This window comes from Streptacidiphilus sp. EB129 (assembly GCF_041262645.1).
Classification (GTDB): Bacteria; Actinomycetota; Actinomycetes; order Streptomycetales; family Streptomycetaceae; genus Streptacidiphilus.
The window spans coordinates 25,971-45,150 of the sequence record NZ_JBGCCS010000003.1 but is presented as its reverse complement, the minus strand read 5'-3'; the positions used below and the strand labels follow the sequence as shown (position 1 = coordinate 45,150).

19 protein-coding genes are annotated in these 19,180 nt (G+C 71.7%); 5 read left to right on the top strand and 14 right to left on the bottom strand.

Going from position 1 to position 19,180, the window contains the following annotated elements; translation table 11 throughout:
* Positions 1–186 precede the first annotated feature (186 nt).
* The 7 genes from pheT to infC form a co-directional block, all read right to left on the bottom strand.
* Positions 187–2,706 carry a phenylalanine--tRNA ligase subunit beta gene (gene pheT / locus ABH925_RS04395; protein WP_370145470.1) on the bottom strand — a complete coding sequence of 840 codons (2,520 nt, stop codon included), beginning with the start codon at positions 2,704–2,706 and terminating at the stop codon, positions 187–189.
* Positions 2,706–3,830, bottom strand: coding sequence for a phenylalanine--tRNA ligase subunit alpha (gene pheS, locus ABH925_RS04390; protein WP_370145469.1), 1,125 nt, complete (start codon positions 3,828–3,830; stop codon positions 2,706–2,708). Before pheS ends, pheT begins: the two co-directional genes overlap by 1 nt.
* Before the next feature lie 236 nt (positions 3,831–4,066).
* Positions 4,067–5,179: an ATP-binding protein gene (locus ABH925_RS04385; RefSeq protein WP_370145968.1), complete on the bottom strand. Its 1,113-nt coding sequence runs from the start codon at positions 5,177–5,179 to the stop codon at positions 4,067–4,069.
* A 373-nt stretch (positions 5,180–5,552) separates the two neighbouring features.
* A complete protein-coding gene (locus tag ABH925_RS04380; RefSeq protein WP_370145467.1) occupies positions 5,553–6,413 on the bottom strand; it encodes a TrmH family RNA methyltransferase in 861 nt (286 codons plus the stop codon).
* A 146-nt stretch (positions 6,414–6,559) separates the two neighbouring features.
* Complete coding sequence (gene rplT / locus ABH925_RS04375) at positions 6,560–6,955, bottom strand: 50S ribosomal protein L20 (RefSeq protein ID WP_370145466.1); 396 nt, start codon at positions 6,953–6,955, stop codon at positions 6,560–6,562.
* Between the two features lie 87 nt (positions 6,956–7,042).
* Positions 7,043–7,237, bottom strand: a complete 195-nt coding sequence (rpmI, locus tag ABH925_RS04370; RefSeq protein ID WP_370096124.1) for a 50S ribosomal protein L35 — start codon at positions 7,235–7,237, stop codon at positions 7,043–7,045.
* Between the two features lie 114 nt (positions 7,238–7,351).
* Positions 7,352–8,152 carry a translation initiation factor IF-3 gene (gene infC, locus ABH925_RS04365; RefSeq protein WP_370145964.1) on the bottom strand — a complete coding sequence of 267 codons (801 nt, stop codon included), beginning with the start codon at positions 8,150–8,152 and terminating at the stop codon, positions 7,352–7,354.
* 458 nt (positions 8,153–8,610) lie between these two features.
* Between infC and ABH925_RS04360 the strand changes: the two genes are divergently transcribed.
* Positions 8,611–9,006, top strand: coding sequence for a DUF1844 domain-containing protein (locus ABH925_RS04360; protein ID WP_370145465.1), 396 nt, complete (start codon positions 8,611–8,613; stop codon positions 9,004–9,006).
* 49 nt (positions 9,007–9,055) lie between these two features.
* Here ABH925_RS04360 and ABH925_RS04355 read toward each other — a convergent pair whose 3' ends face one another.
* Together ABH925_RS04355 and ABH925_RS04350 are read right to left on the bottom strand one after the other, a co-directional pair.
* Positions 9,056–9,820: an SseB family protein gene (locus ABH925_RS04355; RefSeq protein WP_370145463.1), complete on the bottom strand. Its 765-nt coding sequence runs from the start codon at positions 9,818–9,820 to the stop codon at positions 9,056–9,058.
* Between the two features lie 158 nt (positions 9,821–9,978).
* On the bottom strand, positions 9,979–10,278 hold the full coding sequence (locus ABH925_RS04350) for a 4a-hydroxytetrahydrobiopterin dehydratase (RefSeq protein ID WP_370145462.1): 300 nt from the start codon (positions 10,276–10,278) through the stop codon (positions 9,979–9,981).
* A gap of 258 nt (positions 10,279–10,536) precedes the next feature.
* On the opposite strand from ABH925_RS04350, the gene ABH925_RS04345 reads away from it, so the two are divergent.
* The 3 genes from ABH925_RS04345 to ABH925_RS04335 are packed head-to-tail and all read left to right on the top strand — an operon-like array spanning position 10,537 to position 12,540.
* The gene (locus ABH925_RS04345) at positions 10,537–11,100 is read left to right on the top strand and encodes a Uma2 family endonuclease (RefSeq protein WP_370145461.1); all 564 of its coding nucleotides are present in this window, start codon (positions 10,537–10,539) and stop codon (positions 11,098–11,100) included.
* The gene (locus tag ABH925_RS04340) at positions 11,097–11,300 is read left to right on the top strand and encodes a helix-turn-helix domain-containing protein (protein ID WP_370145460.1); all 204 of its coding nucleotides are present in this window, start codon (positions 11,097–11,099) and stop codon (positions 11,298–11,300) included. The genes ABH925_RS04345 and ABH925_RS04340 overlap by 4 nt, the downstream gene beginning before the upstream one ends.
* A gap of 40 nt (positions 11,301–11,340) precedes the next feature.
* Positions 11,341–12,540, top strand: a complete 1,200-nt coding sequence (locus ABH925_RS04335) for an amino acid deaminase/aldolase (protein ID WP_370145459.1) — start codon at positions 11,341–11,343, stop codon at positions 12,538–12,540.
* Between the two features lie 86 nt (positions 12,541–12,626).
* Here the strand turns inward: ABH925_RS04335 and ABH925_RS04330 are convergent, their stop codons facing one another.
* Together ABH925_RS04330 and ABH925_RS04325 are read right to left on the bottom strand one after the other, a co-directional pair.
* Positions 12,627–13,592 (bottom strand): DUF2510 domain-containing protein, encoded by a 966-nt coding sequence (locus tag ABH925_RS04330; protein WP_370145963.1) that lies wholly within the window; start codon positions 13,590–13,592, stop codon positions 12,627–12,629.
* Positions 13,593–13,655: 63 nt separating this feature from the next.
* Entirely contained in the window at positions 13,656–14,348 is a 693-nt protein-coding gene (locus ABH925_RS04325) for a helix-turn-helix transcriptional regulator (protein ID WP_370145458.1), read from the bottom strand.
* A 253-nt stretch (positions 14,349–14,601) separates the two neighbouring features.
* Between ABH925_RS04325 and ABH925_RS04320 the strand changes: the two genes are divergently transcribed.
* A complete protein-coding gene (locus ABH925_RS04320; protein WP_370145457.1) occupies positions 14,602–15,270 on the top strand; it encodes an alpha/beta fold hydrolase in 669 nt (222 codons plus the stop codon).
* A 185-nt stretch (positions 15,271–15,455) separates the two neighbouring features.
* On the opposite strand, the gene ABH925_RS04315 is transcribed toward ABH925_RS04320, so the two are convergent.
* From ABH925_RS04315 to ABH925_RS04305, 3 genes are read right to left on the bottom strand one after another with little or no spacing between them, the layout of a single operon-like run.
* Entirely contained in the window at positions 15,456–16,241 is a 786-nt protein-coding gene (locus tag ABH925_RS04315; RefSeq protein ID WP_370145456.1) for a 3-oxoacyl-ACP reductase, read from the bottom strand.
* A gap of 4 nt (positions 16,242–16,245) precedes the next feature.
* Positions 16,246–17,640: an aldehyde dehydrogenase gene (locus ABH925_RS04310; protein WP_370145455.1), complete on the bottom strand. Its 1,395-nt coding sequence runs from the start codon at positions 17,638–17,640 to the stop codon at positions 16,246–16,248.
* Between the two features lie 8 nt (positions 17,641–17,648).
* Positions 17,649–19,010 carry a glutamine synthetase family protein gene (locus ABH925_RS04305; RefSeq protein ID WP_370145454.1) on the bottom strand — a complete coding sequence of 454 codons (1,362 nt, stop codon included), beginning with the start codon at positions 19,008–19,010 and terminating at the stop codon, positions 17,649–17,651.
* Positions 19,011–19,180: the final 170 nt, after the last annotated feature.

Sequence of the window (19,180 nt, the reverse complement as noted above, 5' to 3'; positions counted from 1 at the left end):
GCTGCTGCTGATCCTGGCGTGCCGGGACCGGCTTCAAACCGAGGGCGACGCCGATCCTTGACCGAGTCGACCACGCAGTGACCGAGGTGACCACCCAGCCGTCCACGACCGACAACGCGGCCCCGAACGCGAAGAGGGGCGGTCCACCCCCGACAGGTGGACCACCCCTCTCCCGGGCGTCGGACGTCAGCCGCGCAGCGCGGCCCCGGTACGGGCGACGGCCTCGGCGATCGCGGCACCGCGCGCCGCGCTGGCCTCGTCCGCCGTCAGCGTCCGGTCCGGGGCGCGGAAGCGCAGGGCGTAGGCCAGCGACTTCCTGCCCTCGGCCAGCTGCTCGCCGGTGTAGACGTCGAACAGCCGCAGCGACTCCAGCAGCGGACCGGCGCCGGCCCGCAGCGCGGCCTCGACCTCGGCGGCCGGGACCTCAGCGGCCACGACCAGGGCGACATCCTGGGTGGCGACCGGGAACGTGGAGATCTTCGGCCCCTCGACCCGCTCCGCGCCGTCGGCGGTGAGCAGGTCGACGTCCAGCTCCATCGCGCAGGTGCGCTCCGGCAGGTGCAGCGCCTTGATCACCCGCGGGTGCAGCTCACCGGCGTGGCCGACCAGCCGGTCCCCGACGTAGAAGGCCGCGCAGCGGCCCGGGTGCCAGGGGGCGTACTGGTCCTGGCGCACGGTCAGCTCCACGCCCGCCGCGGCGGCGACGGTGCGGGCGGACTCGACGGCGTCGGCCCAGGTGGCCGCGCGGCCCTTGCCCCACCAGCCGTCCGGCTCGACCGACCCGGCCAGCACGGTGGCGACCCGCAGCGGCTGGCGCGGCAGCGCCGCGTTCAGCTGCGCGATCTCCTCGTCGGTGGGACGGCGGTCCACCGGCAGCCGCGGGGCGCGGTAGAGGGTGTCCGCCGCGCCGTCGACCCGGAAGACCAGGCCCTGCTCGAACAGCGCCACGTCGGTGGCACCGCGGCCGGTGTTCCGGCGCAGCGCCGCGAGCAGGCCCGGCAGCAGCGTGGTGCGCAGCGCCGGCTCCTCCTCGGAGATCGGGTTGGCCAGCACCACGGTCTTCCGGCGCGGGTCGTCCGCGTCCAGACCGAGCGCGTCCAGCGCGGCCTCACCGAGGAACGGGTAGTTCAGCACCTCGACGTAGCCCGCCCCCGCCAGCGCGATGCCGGTACGGCGGCGCAGCCGCTGCGCGTCGGTCAGGCCGCGGCCGGCCGGGACCTGGGGCAGCGTGGAGGGGAGCTCCTCGTAGCCCTCGAGCCGGATGACCTCCTCGGCGAGGTCGTTGGGGTCGGTCAGGTCGGGCCGCCAGCTCGGCGGGGTGACCACCAGGACGTCCCCGCCGACGACGGTGCAGCCGACCTCCTGGAGCCGCCGGACGACGGTCTCCCGCCCGTACTCCTGGCCGGCGACCCGGTCGGGGTGATCGGCGGAGATGGTGATGCTGTGCACCGGGTGCGCGGCGGCGATGTCGGTGACACCGGCCTCGGCGGTGCCGCCGGCGACCAGGACCAGCAGGTCCACGGCGCGCTGGGCGGCGGCCTTGGCGGCCTCCGGGTCCACACCGCGCTCGAAGCGCTTGGCTGCCTCGGAGGGCAGCTTGTGCCGGCGCGCGCTGCGGGCGACCGAGACCGGCGCGAAGTGCGCGGCCTCGATGACGACCTCGGTGGTACCGGTGACCCGGCCGGTCTCGGGGTCGACGACCGGCTCCGCGATCTCGGTGCCGGCCCCGCCCATGACCCCGGCCAGGCCGATCGGCCCGGCGTCGTCGCAGATCAGCAGGTCCTCGGCGTCCAGGACGCGCTCGACGCCGTCCAGGGTGCGCAGCTTCTCGCCGGCCTCGGCGCGGCGGACCGTGATCGCCCCGTCGATCCGGTGCCGGTCGTAGGCGTGCAGCGGCTGGCCGAGCTCCAGCATCACGTAGTTGGTGATGTCGACGGCCAGCGAGATGGAGCGCATCCCGGCCTTCTGGATCCGGCGCTGCAGCCACAGCGGCGAGACCGCGTCCGGCTCCAGGCCGATGACGCTGCGGGCCACGAAGCGGTCGCAGCCGACCGGGTCGAGGACCTTGACCAGCGGGCCGTAGGAGTTGGCCGGCGGCACGTCCAGCAGCGCCGGGTCGCTCAGCGGCAGCCCGTAGGCGATGGCGGTCTCGCGGGCGACGCCGCGCACCGACAGGCAGTAGCCGCGGTCGGCGGTCACCGCGATGTCGAGCACCTCGTCGACCAGCTCCAGCAGCTCGATCGCGTCGGTGCCGGGCTCGAACTCCGGCGGCAGCACGATGATGCCGTCGTGGTCGTCGCCCATGCCCAGCTCGCGGGCGGAGCAGATCATGCCCTCGGAGGTGTGGCCGTAGGTCTGCCGGGCCGCGATCGGGAACGGGCCGGGCAGCACCGCGCCCGGGAGCACCACGACGACCTTGTCGCCGACGGCGAAGTTCCGCGCGCCGCAGACGATGTTCTGCGGCTCGCCGGTCCCGTTCGCGTCGCCGACGTCGACCTGGCAGTAGCGGATGGGCTTCTTGAACTCGGTGAGCTCCTCGATGGCGAGGACCTTGCCGACCACCAGCGGGCCCTTGAGGTCGGCGCCGAGCTGCTCGACGGTCTCGACCTCAAGGCCGGCCCGGACCAGCTTGGTGGCCAGGTCGCGGCCGGTCACTCCGGCGGGCAGGTCGACGTACTCCCGCAGCCAGGAAAGCGGGACGCGCATCAGATCTCCATCCCGAACGGAAGGGTGAAGCGCACGTCACCCTCCACGATGTCTCGCATGTCTTCGACGTTGTGACGGAACATCAGCAGTCGCTCGATGCCGAAGCCGAACGCGAAGCCGCTGTAGGTGTTGGGGTCGATCCCGCAGGAGACCAGCACCCGGGGGTTGACCATGCCGCAGCCGCCGAGCTCGATCCAGCCCTCGGAGGAGCAGGTCCGGCAGGGACGGTCCGGGTTGCCCACGGACTCGCCGCGGCAGGCGAAGCACACCATGTCCATCTCGGCGGACGGCTCGGTGAAGGGGAAGTAGTTGGGGCGCAGCCGGGTGGTCATGCCCTCGCCGAACAGCGAGACCACCATGTGGTCCAGCGTGCCCTTGAGGTCGGCCATGGTCAGGCCCTTGTCCACGGCGAGCAGTTCGATCTGGCTGAACACCGGGGTGTGGGTGGCGTCCAGCTCGTCGGAGCGGAAGACCCGGCCCGGGCAGACCACGTAGACCGGCGGCTCGGAGGAGGCCAGCATCGAGCGGATCTGCACGCCCGAGGTGTGGGTGCGCAGCACCACGGACTCGGCGAGCGAGCCGTCCGCGTCCTTCAGGAAGAAGGTGTCCTGGGTGGAGCGCGCAGGGTGGTCCGGGCCCATGTTCAGGGCGTCGAAGTTCAGCCACTCGGCCTCGACCTCGGGGCCCTCGGCGACGGCGTAGCCCATGGCGGTGAAGATCTCGCCGAGCCGCTCGGACAGCGTGGTCAGCGGGTGCCGGCCGCCGCGCGCGGCGCGGTCGTACCGGAGGGTGACGTCGACGGCCTCCTCGACCAGGACGCGGGCGTCACGCTCGGCCTCCAGCTCGACCCGGCGGTCGGCGAGGGCCTTGTTGACGGCGCCGCGGGCCTGACCGACCAGCTTGCCGGCCGAGGCCTTGGCCTGCGGGGGCAGCGCGCCGATCTCGCGGTTGGCCAGCGCCAGCGGGGAGCGGTCCCCGGTGTGGGCGACCTTGGCCTCGTGCAGCGCGTCGAGGTCGGCGGCGGCGGCGAACGCGGCGAGGGCCTCGTCGCGCAGACGCTCGATCTCCTCGGGCTTCAACGCCTCGACCTCGACCGGGTCGTAGGACTTGTTCGGTGCGGACATCTCTCTCTTCCCGTGCTCCTGCGTGGTTCGTGCTCGGGGCGGCAACTTGCGTTCGTACCCGGCCGCACGCAGTCCTGCGGCGGGCATCCCGGCCCGCTCGACGCGGGTGGGGTGTCCGCGGCGGGGCCGCGAGTGGCATCGCACGATGCCAAGGGCCGAGTCTACCGGGACGGGCGCACAGCCCGATCAGCCCGCGGATCCCGTCCGGCCCTGGTGCAATCCTCAGGCTGCACTTCTCAGGACATGAAGTCGGGGATGCTCGCGGGCAGGATAAATCGGAACCTGGCCCCGCCGCCGGGGGCGTGGTCGACCGCGATGCTGCCGCCGTGGGCCTCGACGATGCCCTTGACGATGTAGAGGCCCAGGCCGGTGCCGCCGCGCTTGCTGCCGCGCCAGAAGCGGGTGAAGACGCGCGGGATGGAGTCCTCCGGGATACCGGGCCCCTGATCGCTCACCGTCACCGCCGTTCCTTCCCGCAGCCGACCGTCGTCGAGGCACGCCGTGTCCGGCCGGACCTCGATGGTGACAGTCCCCTCGCCGTGGCGCACCGCGTTTTCCAGCAGGTTGCCGAGCACCTGGTCGACCTTGTCGGCGTCCGCCCACAACGGCGGCAGCGGGTCGTCGACCACGATCACGAAGCGCTCGGGGGCGACCCCGGCGGCGATCTTCCCGTCCACGTGGCGGCGCAGCGCCCCCGGCAGGTCGACCTGCTGGCGGCGGACCTCCAGCCGTCCGGCGTCGATCCGGGAGATGTCGAGCAGCTCGGCGATCAGCCGGGTGACTCGGTTGGCGTCCGCGTCGACGGTCTCCAGCATCAGCTTGCGCTGGTCGTCGGTGAACCGCTCCCACTTCTGCAGCAGGGTCGCGGTGAAGCCCTTGACGCTGGTCAGCGGGGAGCGGAGCTCGTGCGCGACGGTGGCGATCAGCTCGGCGTGGCCGCGTTCGGTCCGGCGCCGGGCCTCCGTACCGCGGAGCGCGACCACCACGCGTCGGACCGGGCCGGTGCGGCCGTCCGCGCGGAGGTAGCGCGCCGAGACCAGCACCTCGCGGCCGCCGGGGAGCAGCAGGTTGCGCTCGGGCTGGCGGGTGCGTATGGCCAGCCCGCCGTAGGGGTCGGTGAGCGGCCACCAGCGGCGGCCCTCCAGGTCCTGCAGCGGCAGTGCTTCGGCGAGGGGCCGGCCCAGCGCCTCGGCGGCCGGGATCCCGCTGATCCGCGCGGCCGCGGCGTTGAAGCAGACCACCCGGCCGTCGGCGTCCGCGACCACGAGCCCGTCCGGCAGTTCCTCGGGATCGATCGCGTCGACCCGCTCGATCCGGCCGTCCCCCTCGATCCGGCCCTCCGAGACCACGGGGCCCGGCCGCACGGCGGGGGCCGACCGCGGGGCTGGGATCAGGTCCACGGCAGGAGGCGGGTCGGTGAGGGGGCTCGCCTCCACGGTGGCGGCCGGGTCGGCGGCTGCGACCGGGCCCGCAGCAGAGGACAGGTCCGCGCCGGGCGGCACAGTCGCGGAAGCCAAGGCCGCGGCGGGCACGGTGGCGGGAGCCAAGACGGCGGGGACGGTGGCGGGAGCCAAGACGGCGGGCGGCACAGTGGTGGGAGCCAAGGCCGCGGCGGGCGGCACGGCAGCGGGGGGCGCGGGCGTGCTGGGAGGCGCGTGCTGTGTGCCGGTCATTGCCACCCTCCCCTCGACCGCCTGCACGCCCACCCTAGCGAATGCCGCGCTACCCGCGGCACCCGCCGGGAGCACGTTGGGCGCGTGCCGAGGCGTAGAGGCAGACCGCCGCGGCGGTGGCCAGGTTGAGGCTCTCGGCGTGGCCGTGGATCGGTACCCGGACGACATCGTCCGCCAACGCACGAGTGGCCTCGGGCAGGCCCCAGGCCTCGTTGCCGAAGACCCAGGCGGTGGGCCCGGCCAGGGTGCCCTCGTCCAGTTCGGCGTCCAGGTCGCGCTCCCCCGCGCCGTCGGCGGCGAGCAGCCGCACCCCGGCCGCCCGCAGCCCGGCGACGGCCTGCTCGATCGGGACGCCCACCGCCACCGGCAGGTGGTACAGGCTGCCGACGGAGGCCCGGACCGCCTTGGGGTTGTAGAGGTCGACCGAGGCGTCGGTGAGGATCACCGCGTCCGCCCCGGCGGCGTCCGCGGTACGCAGCACCGTCCCGGCGTTGCCCGGGTCGCGGACGTGCGCCAGCACGGCGACCAGCTTGGGCCGGGCGGCCAGCACCTGCTCGAAGCCGGTGTCGACGAAGCGGCAGACGGCGACCACGCCCTGCGGGGTGACCGTCTGGCAGACGGCCTCGATGACCTCGTCGGTCGCGGTGAGGACCGGGACCCGGGCGGCGCGGGCGTCGGCCAGCAGGTCGGCGTGCCGCTCGGCGGCCTCGACGGTGGCGTAGATCTCGACGACCGCGTGCTCACCGCCGGGGAGCGTGCCGTAGCCGACGGCCTCGCGGACGGCCTGCGGGCCCTCGGCGATGAAGCGGCGCTCCTTGCCGCGCTGGGCGCGGCGGGAGAGGCGGCGGGCGGCGCTGACCCGGGGCGAGCGCAGCGAGGTGAGCTCGGGGTACTGGGCGTGCTGGGTCATCGCGGCTCTCACTTCGACGGTCCGGGGGCTGCGGTCCCGGGAGTGCGGGTCCTGGGACTGCGGTCCTGCGGGAATGACACGGACCCGCAGGGGAGGGTTCCCCCTGCGGGTCCGGCAAGGTGCTGCTCCGGCGACCCGAGGGTCGCTCAGGCGGCGTCGGCAGCGACGCGGGGCGCGTTCACGTCGGCCGGGAGGGCCTTCTGCGCAGCCTCGACCAGCGAGGAGAAGGCGCCCGGGTCGTTGACGGCCAGCTCGGCCAGCATCTTGCGGTCGATCTCGATGTTGGCGACCTTCAGGCCCTGGATCAGGCGGTTGTAGGTCATGCCGTTCGCACGCGCCGCAGCGTTGATGCGCTGGATCCACAGCTGACGGAAGTCGCCCTTGCGCTTCTTCCGGTCGTTGTAGTTGTAGGTGAAGGAGTGCAGCAGCTGCTCCTTCGCCTTGCGGTACAGACGCGAGCGCTGGCCGCGGTAACCGCTGGCGCGCTCGAGGACGACCCGGCGCTTCTTGTGGGCGTTTACTGCCCGCTTGACGCGTGCCACGTTGTTACTCCTTGGTGAGGACCGCGGTCTGTCTCACGCGGTCCGGTTACGAATGGATCGAGGGGATCGGCTGCGCGGGGCGCAGGATCACTTGCCGAGAAGCTTCTTGATCTTCTTGACGTCAGCCGGGGCCACCTCGACCGTGCCGGCAAGGCGACGGGTCAGCGTGGACGACTTGTGCTCGAGCAGGTGACGGCGGCCGGCGCGCTGGCGCAGCACCTTGCCGGAGCCCGTGAGCTTGAAGCGCTTGCTGGCACCGGAGTGCGTCTTGTTCTTCGGCATGTCGCCGTACTCTCCTCGTCGGTCCGTTCCCGCCCGAGCGCCGGGCGCGGGCGGGAACGCTGTGGTTCAGCTGGATCCACCGGCGGGTGCCGGGAACCGGGTGGACGCGGCAGCCTAGCTGGCCGCCGCCTCCGGTGCGTCCGAGACCTCGTCGCCGGCGGGGGCGTCGGTCTCTTCCGCGGTCTCTTCGACCGCGGCCTCGTCGGCCGCAGTCTCCTCGACCGGCGCAGTCTCGTCGACCGTCGTGGCCTCGACCGAGGTCTCGTCGACCTCGTCGTCCTCGTCGGTCGCGGTCTCGTCGCGGCCCTGGCGCACGGCCTTGCGGGCGGCGGCCGCCTCGCGGGCCTCGGCCATGGCCTCGGTCTTCTTCTTGTGCGGGCCGAGAACCATGATCATGTTCCGGCCGTCCTGCTTCGGGTTGGACTCGATGAAGCCCAACTCCTCGACGTCCGACGCGAGGCGCTGCAACAGCCGGAAACCCAGCTCGGGGCGGGACTGCTCACGACCACGGAACATGATCGTGATCTTGACCTTGTCACCCTGCTTGAGGAACCGAACGACGTGACCCTTCTTGGTGTCATAGTCGTGCGGGTCGATCTTCGGCCGGAGCTTCATCTCCTTGATGACCGTGTGCGCCTGGTTCTTGCGCGCCTCACGGGCCTTCATGGCGGACTCGTACTTGAACTTGCCGTAGTCCATGAGCTTGCACACCGGCGGCCGGGCGGTCGCCGCGACCTCGACCAGGTCCAGGTCGTACTCCTGCGCAAGCTCCAGGGCCTTGGCAAGTGGCACGATGCCGACCTGCTCGCCGCTGGGACCGACGAGTCGCACCTCGGGGACGCGAATCCGGTCGTTGATGCGGGGCTCGGTGCTGATGGATCCTCCTCGGTTGCACCTCGCGGCTGCCGACGGCAGTCGCGTGAACACGGACTGGTTACCGTCACGCAGGACTTCATTCGTACTGCGGTGGTCGTGTCACTCACCTCACCGCAGGCACGAAAAAAGCCCCGCATGACACGCAGGCGGGGCTCCACAGAAAACCGGGCGCGCTGGCCGCGGCACTGTTGTCAGAGCCCGCGATACGCGCGAAGGTGATGCCGCACGATGATGCGCGGACCACCTGACCGGAACCCGACGACCCTGGAGTCGATGCGGGTGGGAGGGGAGCCTCCACTTGCGGGCCTGGCCTTGGCGATGTCCTCAGCGGACATGCCTGGGCCGGGCCGGTCAGTGTCCGAGCATACCAGCGTTCGCGCATACCGCAGAATTCCCGCACGCGGGGTCGCTTCTTCCGGACGCCGCTGTGAGCAGGACCCTCGCCATCGGGCAGACTTCGGACTGACATCTCATTCTGCAGCGAGGCGACACACCCCATGAGTGACCACAGCGACCAGCCCGGCACCACCGGCACCACCGACGCCGAAGCGGGCGACAACGTCGGCTTCGACGACCTCACCCGTGACATCGCGGACGTCCCGGCCGTCGAGGTCATCACCACCGTCGCGGTGCACCTGATGAGCGCCGCCGCGGTCAACCTCGGGCTCGCCGAGGACGGTGAGAAGCACAAGGACCTGGACGAGGCCCGCAAGCTGATCACCGCCCTGGCCGGACTGGTGACCGCCGGGGCGCCGGAGATCAGCAACTTCCACGCGGCCCCGCTGCGGGACGGGCTGAAGTCCCTGCAGCTCGCCTTCCGCGAGGCCTCACTGGTCCCGGACGAGCCCGGCACCGGCCCCGGCGAGAAGTTCACCGGCCCGGTCTACGGCTGACGGCACCGCCCGCCGCCGTCCTGCTCTACCGCCCTACTGCTCTACCGCTCTACTGCTCTGCATGCTCGCGGCTGTAGAGCGGGGTGGCGGGCTCCGAGCCGGAGCCGGGCACGACGACCAGGTCCAGGCCCCGGTCCAGCCGGATCCGCAGCAGGTCGTCCGCGGCCAGTTCGGTGGCCAGCCGCTGGACGGCGGGGCCCAGCGCGTCCCGTCCGGTCGCCGGATCCGGGACGACCGCCAGCACGGCGTCCGTCTCCTTGCCGGGCAGCAGATGGGCGCGGAGCGCGACCGGGTGACGCAGCAGCACCGCCCGGATCGCCTCGGCGACCTCCGGGTCGTGCAGCGGGTCGATCCGCGCCCTGCTCTCCGCGACGGCACGCATCGCCGCGCCGGAGAGCTCGTAGAAGTGCGGCCCGGCCAGGTCGATCAGCAGCGCGTCGGCCTGCTCCGACCACGCGGCCTGGACCGCCTGCTGGGCCGGCACCGGCGCCGGGCGGGCGTCGGCCCGCCAGCGGGCCAGGGCGTCCAGCGAGGTGAAGGCGGGCAGGCCCTTGCGGCCGTCCGGGGCCTGGACCGTGGGGACGGCCATGTCGCTGGACTTCTCCTGCGTCAGCCCCTGATCGTTGGTCTCGGCCTCGCCCAGGATCGCCACGATGGGCACCATCAGCCGCGCCCCCACCAACGCCGCCAGCAGCCGCCCCTCGGTCTCCGCCGTCGGCCCGGCCGCATGAGCGGCCAGCGCCTCCGCCAGCCTGGGATCAGCCGAGCCGTCGTCACCCGCGAACCCCGGGTCAGGGATGTTCTTCCGCTCCACCCCGTGAGCCTATCCGGAACAAACGCCCAGCTTTCGCAAGCCCCAGGCAGGCCAGAAGGCCACCTCCGACGTGACCCAGGGCAAGAAGGGCTCCCCGGGCCGAGAACATCACCCGGAGCCGACCCCGTTGCGCCTGCTGGTGCGGGGCGCCTCGCCTCTCAGGTGGCGCCGTGCCCTGAAGCTGCGGCCTCGATCCGGCGGGCCAGCTCGACATCATGCTCGGCCACGTACCCGCCCAGGTCGCTGGAGCTGATCGCCACCCGGACCGTCCTGTACCCGAGCGTCGCATCGGAGTGGTGCCCGAGGTCGTCCTGAATCGCTGCGATGTGCACAAGGAACGCCGCACCGGGGATGTGCCCGATCGAGTAGGAGCGCTCGATCTTCCGGCCGTCCGTCGACCAGCCCGGCAGATCCTTCAGCCGCTCCTCGATCTGCGCCTGCGACACTGCCTCAGCCATGGTCACGCCCGCTCTACGGCGCCGAGCTCTCAGTGCGGGAGTAGGCGGCCGCCCGTCCGGCGCGTTTCCGCCACGGTCACACCACTATCAGGTGACACGTACGTGCCATTTTGTATGCACCCATCTTGGGCATGGTGAAGCCCTCGCCGGCGAGGGGGCGGCGAGGGCTTCACACAGGAACGCACTGCGGCTTTCCCGCCGGCCTGCGTCAGACTTTCACACGCCATGACTACCTATAGGTCATGTAGCGTGGATGGCATGGCCGATCGGACGATCTATCAGCAGCTCCGTGATTTCGCCGACCACCTGAACCCCGAGCCCCCGCTCAGCCCTCACATCGAGATCAGCCAGGGCCAGATCCTGATCATGATGAGCCCGTCCGGCACTCATGATCTGGTGGCAGCGGTGATCACCAAGCAGCTCAACCGCCAGCTCCCCGACGACTTGGTCTCGTACACAACGGACATCGAGCACCTGCAGGTCGGCGCTCTGCGGCGTCCTGATGTGCTGGTCATCGCTGCGGAGGACATGGATACCCCCGACGCCATCGATGCCACCGCCATCCGGCTCGCTGTCGAGATCGTCGCGCCGTCCCATCCGAGGAACGACTACGTCGGGAAGCTGCATGACTACCCGGCCATGGGCGTCCCGCACTACGTGATCGTCGACCCTCGCGACGGCACCGCGCTGCACTACTGGGGCATCGAGAACGACGCCTACAGCAACTGCGGGAAGTACCACTTCGGTGAGGAGATCCCGGTGGCCGAGTGGATCATCGACACCGGCGAACTCCCGCTGTACAGCAAGGGCAACGAACGATGACCACGGCGGAGCTGGTCCGCTCGTGGCGGCTGGAGCGGGGCCTGTCGCAGGCGCAGCTGGCCGAGCAGGCGGGCACCGCGCAGGCCGTGATCTCGCGGATCGAACTGGGGAAGCTGAACCCGACCGTGCCGGTGCTGGAGCGGCTGGCGAACGCGATGGACCTGGACGTGGTGCTGGCGTTCGCACCCCGCGGGCGGTAACCCCTACCCGCAGGTAGGGAGCGTGTGGCAGTCTTCGCGCATGGTGACCCATTCCACAGACCGCGCCCGCTACGACCGTGCCACCGCGCATCTCGACGCGCCGGTGGCGATCGTGGACCTGGAGGCGTTCGACGCCAACGCCGAGGACCTGGTGCGGCGGGCCGGGGGCAAGCCGGTCCGGGTGGCGAGCAAGTCGGTGCGCTGCCGGTCGCTGCTGGAACGGGTGCTGCGGATGGACGGCTTCCAGGGGATCATGAGCTACACCCTGGCCGAGTCGATCTGGCTGGCGCGGGCGGGCTTCGACGACATCCTGCTGGCCTACCCCTCGGCGGACCGGGCCGGCTACGCCGAGCTGGCCGCCGATCCCAAGCTGGCCTCAGCCATCTCGGTGGTCTTGGACGACCCGGCGCAGCTGGATCTGGTCGCCGCCGCCCGGGGCGAGGGCACCGAGGAGATCAGGGTCTGCCTGGAGCTGGACACCGCACTGCAGTTGCTGGGCGGCCGGGTCCGGATCGGGGCGCGCCGTTCACCGATGCGCACGCCGGAGGCGGTCGCGGGCTTCGCCGAACTGGTGCAGCAGCGCCCGGGGTTCCGGGTGGTGGGGCTGATGGCGTACGAGGGGCATGTCGCGGGCGTCGGTGACAGCATCGCCGGCCGGCCGGTGCGCTCCCGGATGATCCAGGCGATGCAGCGCAAGGCACGGGCCGAGCTGGTCCAGCGCCGGGCCGCGGTGGTGCGGGCGGTGCGGCGGGTGGCGGACCTGGAGTTCGTCAACGGCGGTGGCACCGGCAGCGTGGAGTCGACGGTCGCCGAGCCGGCGGTCACCGAGGTGGCCGCCGGGTCCGGGCTGTACGTCCCCCGGCTGTTCGACAACTACCGGTCGTTCCACGGCCGTCCGGCGGCGCTGTTCGCGCAGCCGGTGGTACGGCGGCCCGGGGTGGGCGTGGTGACGGTGCTCGGCGGCGGCTACCCGGCCTCGGGCGCGGCCGGACCGGACCGCTCCCCCGTCCCCTATCTGCCGCAGGGTCTGCACTACGACCCGCAGGAGGGTGCGGGCGAGGTGCAGACCCCGCTGCTGGGGTCGGCGGCGGACGACCTGCTGATCGGCGACAAGGTCTGGTTCCGGCACGCCAAGGCCGGCGAGCTGTGCGAGCGCTTCGCCGAACTGCAGCTGATCGAGGGCGACCGCGTGGTCGACACCGTGCCGACCTACCGCGGCGAGGGCAAGACCTTCCTCTGAACACGCGTACGGCTCCGGCCGCCATCCGCCCACAGGGGGCGAGTGGCGGCCGGAGCCGTACGTAGGTGCGAGGGGCGGACGGCGCGTCAGGAACCGGAGCCGGTGGTGTTGCCGCCGCCGGAGGTGGGTCCGGTGGCGTCCTGGATGCCGGAGACGATGGAGTCCATCACGGACGGGTCGGGCGACCCGGTGGCGATGTCGAAGCCCATGTGCAGGGCGATCAGGCTCTTGCCGTCACTGCTCGGGAAGACCACGGTCTCCACCGTGCCGTTGTTGCCGACCTTGGCGTTCACCTTCCAGCGGACCAGGTAGCCGGAGCGGCCCGCGACGGTCACGGCCTGGGCCTCCAGCTGCTGATGACCGGTGAGGTCGCCGTAGTCCGCCTTCGCCGCGGCGGTGATGTCGGCCTGCGCGGCGGCCTGGGCCCCGCCGCTGACCGGTGCGGTCAGCGTGCTGGTGTCGGCGCCCGCGAGGGAGCAGGATCCGCTGCCCTGGCCCTGGCAGCTGTAGCTGCCGAAGTACATGGCGGCATGGCCGTCGCTGGTGGTGCTGCCCTTCCAGCCGGAGGGGATGGCCAGGGAGATGCCGTCGACCAGGTCGTAGGCGGTGGTGGAGCTGCCCGAACCCGAGCCACCCGATCCGCCGCTGCCGCCGGAGCTCCCGCTGCCCCCGCCGGAGCCCGAACCGCCGCCACTGCCACCGCCGCTGCCACCGAAGGGCAGCTGTCCGCGATTGCTGGGCGCGGACGCGCTGGACGTGCTGGTGCGTCCGTCCATGATCAGGTAGGTGGCCAGCGTGCCCACGCCGATCCCGAGCAGCGCGGCCACCGTGCCGACCAGCACCGCGGTGCGGCGCGGCCGGCGTGCGGCAGGCGCGCCGTACGCACCGTAGGCGCCGGGACCGGCGAATCCGCCGGGCATCGCGTCGAAGGGCACGGTCGCGTCGGCAGGCTGGGTGCCGACGGTCCATTCGCTGCCGTTCCACCACCGCTGACCGGGGTGGGCGGGGTCACTGGGCCTTGGGTCCGGATACCAACCGGGCGGCGTTGTCATACTCACGCAGGCAATCTACGGGTAATTCGATAAGCGGGCGATTAGATTGCCCTGAGGATCACGTCAACGTGACCGGTAGCGGCCCGGGGTCGTCCCGATGATGGTGGTGAACGCCGTGATGAAGCTGCTGGGGTTGGCCCATCCGCAGGCGGAGGCGGTGTGGGTGGTGTCGTGGCCCTCGGCGAGGAGCACGAGCGCGTGGTGGACGCGTAGCTGGGTGCGCCACTCGTAGAAGGTCATGCCGAGTTCGTTGTGGAAGAGGCGGCTGAGGGTGCGGGCGCTGGCTCCGATCGTCCTCCCGAGTTCGGCCAGCGTGGCGTTGTCCGCAGGCGACTCGCGCAGCATCCGGGCGACGGCCCGCAGCCGGTCGTCCCGTGGTTCGGGCAGGTGCAGTGGCTGTTCGGGTGCTTCGCGGAGTTCATCGACGAGGACTCGAAGGAGGCGGGAGCGCGCGGAGCGGCTGTAGCCGGGCGCGGCGGGGTCGTAGTTGCGGGGGCCGGTCAGGGCGAGCATGACCTCGCGGGCGAGGTCGGAGGCCAGGAACACGGCGGGATGGTCTGGTATGAGCCGGGCCAGGGATGGCGCGAGGAAGACGATCCGCATATCGGTGTCGCCGTGGGCGCGGTGGTGGTGCGTGAACCCGGCGGGGGTCCAGGCGGCCCGGTTGGCGGGCACGATCGACGTGCCGCGCTCGGTGTGAACTGCCAGGACACCGCTGGCTGCGTACACCAGGTGTCCCCGGGCGTGCGACTGCACGGCACTTGTTTCGCCGGATGACCGCAGGTGGCGCCCGCCAGAGGGCCATATATGCGACGTCGCAGCAGCGATCGGGCGAGGTTGGCGGTGAACAGGCATCAGTTGGCATGCTAGCGGTAGCAAGCCACTCCCTGATCCAGTGACACTTTCTCCATGCGGAGGTGGTCTTCAGTCGCGCAGAGTGCCCGACCGCACCACATGTCATCGAGGCAGCGTGCCCCGATGCCGCGGCTTGAGACAGAAGGAGAAACGCATGGCGACGTTCGTCCTTGTGCCCGGCGCCTGGAAGGGCTCCTGGTCGTTCGAGGCGGTGGTTCCGCTGCTGGAACGTGCCGGTCACACCGTTGACGCGCTGACCCTGACCGGTCTGCGGCCAGACGACGACAACGCGACGGTGGCGACCGCCAACCTCGACACGCACGCCGACGACGTTCTGCGGCACCTCGATCGCCACCACATCACCAGCGCGACGCTGGTCGGCCACAGCTACGCCGGGATGGTGATCGCCGCCGCCGCCGACCGCGCCGACGGCCGCATCTCACGACTGGTGCATCTCGACGCCTACGTGCCGCGCGACGGCGAGTCGTGCTGGTCGTCAACGAACGAGCACTTCCGGCAAGTGTTCGCCGCCGGCGCCGCCGCCACCGGCTACGCCGTCCGACCGCCGGACGGTGGCGATCCCCGCCGCCGTCCCCATCCCCTCGCGTCATTCCTGCAGACGATCCGGCTCACAGGCAGGCACGCCCAGGTCCCCCGTCGGGAGTTCGTCTACTGCTCGGGATGGGAGGACCGGACGCCGTTCGCTGAACTCCGCACCCGACTCCAGGCCGATCCCGAGTGGCAGGTCCACGACCTCCCAACCGGCCACGACGCCATGCACGAGGCCCCGGAGGCGGTTGCCGCACTACTGCTCGGCGAATGAACCGCGGGCGAATGAACCGCGGATGCATCGACGCACGGACGACAGGCCTGCCGTTGCGGGCCACACAAGTCCAGTTCATCCGCCCCCGAACGCGCCCGGCCCCCGCCTGCACCTCGGTGGTGCGCACGCGGGCCGGGCGTAACCGTCGCGCCGAAGCCGGGCTGCGTTGAGCGGCACGGAACGGCCTACAGCGGGGTGACGTACGCTCCGCCGATGCCGCCGTCGACCAGGAACTCGTTGGCGGTCATGAACGAGGAGTCGTCGCTGGCCAGGAAGGCGACCGCGGCGGCGATCTCCTCCGGGCGGGCGAAGCGGCCCAGCGGGATGTGGATCAGCCGGCGGGCGGCACGCTCCGGGTCCTTGGCGAACAGCTCGCGCAGCAGCGGGGTGTCGACCGGCCCCGGGCACAGCGCGTTGACCCGGATGCCCTCGCGGGCGAACTGGACGCCCAGCTCGCGGGACATCGCCAGCACCCCGCCCTTGGACGCGGTGTAGGAGATCTGGGAGGTGGCGGCGCCCATCAGGGCGACGAAGCTGGCGGTGTTGATGATGGAACCCTTGCCCTGCCGCTGCATGTAGGGGAGGGCGGCCTTGCAGCAGAGGTACACGGAGGTGAGATTGACCTCCTGGACCCGGCGCCAGGCGTCGATGCCGGTGGTGAGGATGGAGTCGTCGTCGGGCGGGGAGATCCCGGCGTTGTTGAAGGCGATGTCGACGCTGCCGAAGGTGTCGAACGCGGCCTTGTACAGCGCGTCGACCTGCTCCGCGTCGGTGACGTCGACGCGGACGAACAGCCCGCCGACCTCCTCGGCCGCGGCCTTGCCCGCGGCCTCGTCGATGTCGGCGCAGACGACGTTGGCGCCCTCGCTCGCCAGCCGGCGGGCGGTGGCGAGGCCGATGCCGCTGCCGGCGCCGGTGATCACTGCGGTGCGGCCGACCAGTCGGCGGCAGACGGTGTCCTGCTCGGTCACTGCTCTACTCCTCGGTGCTGAAGAAGACGTTCTTGGTCTCGGTGAAGTGGGCGAGCGCGTCCGGACCGAGTTCGCGGCCGAGGCCGGACTCGCCGAAACCGCCGAAGGGGGTCCAGTAACGCACGGAGCTGTGCGAGTTGACGGACAGGTTGCCGGCGTTGACGCCCCGGGCCATGCGCAGGGCGCGGCCCAGGTCACGGGTCCACAGCGAGCCGGACAGACCGTAGCGGGTGGCGTTGGCCAGCCGCAGCGCGTCCGCCTCGTCGGTGAAGGGGAGGATCACGGCGACCGGGCCGAAGATCTCCTCGACCGCGGCCGGGCTGGTCGGGTCCTCCGGCGCCAGCAGCGTGGGCGGGCACCAGAAGCCGGGGCCCGAGGGCGCCTCGCCCTGGGCCACCACCTTCTGGTCCGGGGTCAGATAGGCGTTGACCCGGTCCCGCTGGAGTGCGGAGATGAGCGGGCCCATCTCGGTGGCCGGGTCGGCCGGGTCGCCGACCCGTACCGCGGCCACGGCCGGGGCGACCAGGGCCAGGAAGTCGTCGTACACCTCCCGCTGGACCAGGATCCGGGTGCGGGCGCAGCAGTCCTGCCCGGTGTTGTCCAGGAAGGACATCGGGGCGGCGGCCGCCGCGCGGGCCAGGTCGGCGTCGGCGAAGACGATGTTGGGGCTCTTGCCGCCCAGCTCCAGCGTGATCCGCTTCAGCTGCCCGGCGCAGCGGGCCATGATCTCCTTGCCGACCGCCGTGGAGCCGGTGAAGACGATCTTCCGCACGCCGGGGTGGTCGACCAGGGCCCGGCCGGCCACCGTGCCGTGTCCGGGGAGCACCTGGAACAGGCCCTCGGGCAGTCCGGCGGCCAGCGCGAGTTCGGCCAGCCGCAGCGCGGTGAGCGGGGTGGTCTCGGCGGGCTTGAGCAGCACGGCGTTGCCGGCCGCCAGCGCGGGGGCGAAGCCCCAGGCGGCGATGGGCATCGGGAAGTTCCACGGCGCGATCACGCCGACGACGCCCAGCGGCTCGTGGAAGGTGACGTTCAGCCCGCCCGCGACCGGGATCTGGCGACCGGTCAGCCGCTCGATCCCGGCCGCCGCGTACTCCAGCAGGTCGCGGACGTTGCCGGCCTCCCAGCGGGCGTTGCCCAGGGTGTGTCCGGCCTGGCGGACCTCCAGGGCGGCGAGTTCGTCGATCGCGCCGTCCACGGCGTCGGCGAAGCGGCGCAGCAGCCGGGCCCGGTCGCCGGGGGCCAGCGCGGCCCAGCCGCTCTGGGCTTTGGCCGCACGGACCACGGCGGCGTCGACCTGCGCCGCGGTGGTGGCCGGGACGGTGGCGACGACCTCCTCGGTCGCGGGGTTGAGGACGGTCAGCGGCCCTTCGGGGGGCGCCGTGGTGGGTGGGGTGCTCACGGCTGGTCTCACATTCGCTCGAAGGAGCGGAAGCGCTCCCAGTCGGTCACGGCGGTGTCGTAGGCGTCCTGCTCGACCTCGGCCATCCGCAGGTAGTGCTGCACCACGTCGCCGCCGAAGGCGGTCTGGGCGATCTTGCTGCCGGACCACAGTTCGGCGGCGTCGCGCAGGGAGGTCGGCAGATGTTCGTAGTCGGCCGTGTAGGCGTTGCCGGTGCAGGGCTCGGGCAGTTCCAGCTCGTGCTCTATGCCGTGCAGTCCGGCCGCGATCATGGCGGCCACCGCGAGGTACGGGTTGACGTCACCGCCCGGGGCGCGGTTCTCCACCCGCAGCGAGGGCCCGTGGCCGACGACGCGCATCGAGCAGGTGCGGTTGTCCTGGCCCCAGGCGACGGCGGTGGGGGCGAAGGAGCCGGGCCGGAAACGCTTGTAGGAGTTGATGTTGGGAGCGTAGAACAGGGTGAGCTCGCGCATCGCGGCCAGCTGACCGGCCAGGAAGTGCCGCATCAGGGTCGACATCTCGCCGTCGGCACCCGCGCAGACGGGCCGGTTCTCGGCGTCGCGCAGCGAGAGGTGGATATGGCAGCTGTTGCCCTCGCGCTCGTTGTACTTCGCCATGAAGGTGAGCGAGACGCCCTGCTGGGCGGCGATCTCCTTGGCCCCGGTCTTGTAGATGCTGTGCTGGTCACAGGTGGTGAGCGCGTCGTCGTAGCGGAACGCGATCTCGTGCTGGCCCAGGTTGCACTCGCCCTTGGCGGACTCGACGGTCATCCCGGCCGCGCCCATCTCGTTGCGGATCCGGGCGAGCAGCGGCTCGATGCGGGCGGTGGCGAGCAGCGAGTAGTCGGCGTTGTACTGGTTGGCCGGGGTGAGTTCGCGGTAGCCGCGCTTCCAGGCGTCCTCGTAGCTGTCCCGGAAGACGATGAACTCCAGCTCGGTGCCGGCCCAGGCGGTGAGGCCGCGCTCGGCGAGCCGGTCCAGCTGGCGGCGCAGGATCTGCCGGGGCGAGGCGGGGACGGGGGCGCCGTCGAGCCAGGCCAGGTCGGCGGTGAGCAGCGCGGTGCCGGGCTGCCAGGGCGTGAGCCGCAGCGTGGCGAGGTCGGGGATCATGGCGAAGTCGCCGTAGCCGGTGTCCCAGGAGGACATCGGGTAGCCGTCGACGGTGTTGAGCTCGACATCGACGGCCAGCAGGTAGGCGCACCCCTCGCTGCCGTGGGTGAGGACCTCGTCGAGGAAGAATCCCGCCGCGAAGCGCTTCCCCTGGAGCCTGCCCTGCATGTCGGTGAAGGCGAGGGCTACGGTGTGGATCTCGCCGGCATCGACCAGGTTGCGAAGCTCCTGGACGCTGAGCGCGGGTTGACGGACTGTCACGAACTTGCCTCCGACTGCGTGCGTGGAACGGACTGCATGGCGGTACTGGGGCGGTTCAGGCGTACGGGTCAGACGCGCTGGTGGGACCTGTGGTGCAGACGTCTGGTTCAGCTGCTCTCCAGCGGGTTCCGGGCTGTCGAGCGACTTAAAGGTATAGCGCTGTACCATTG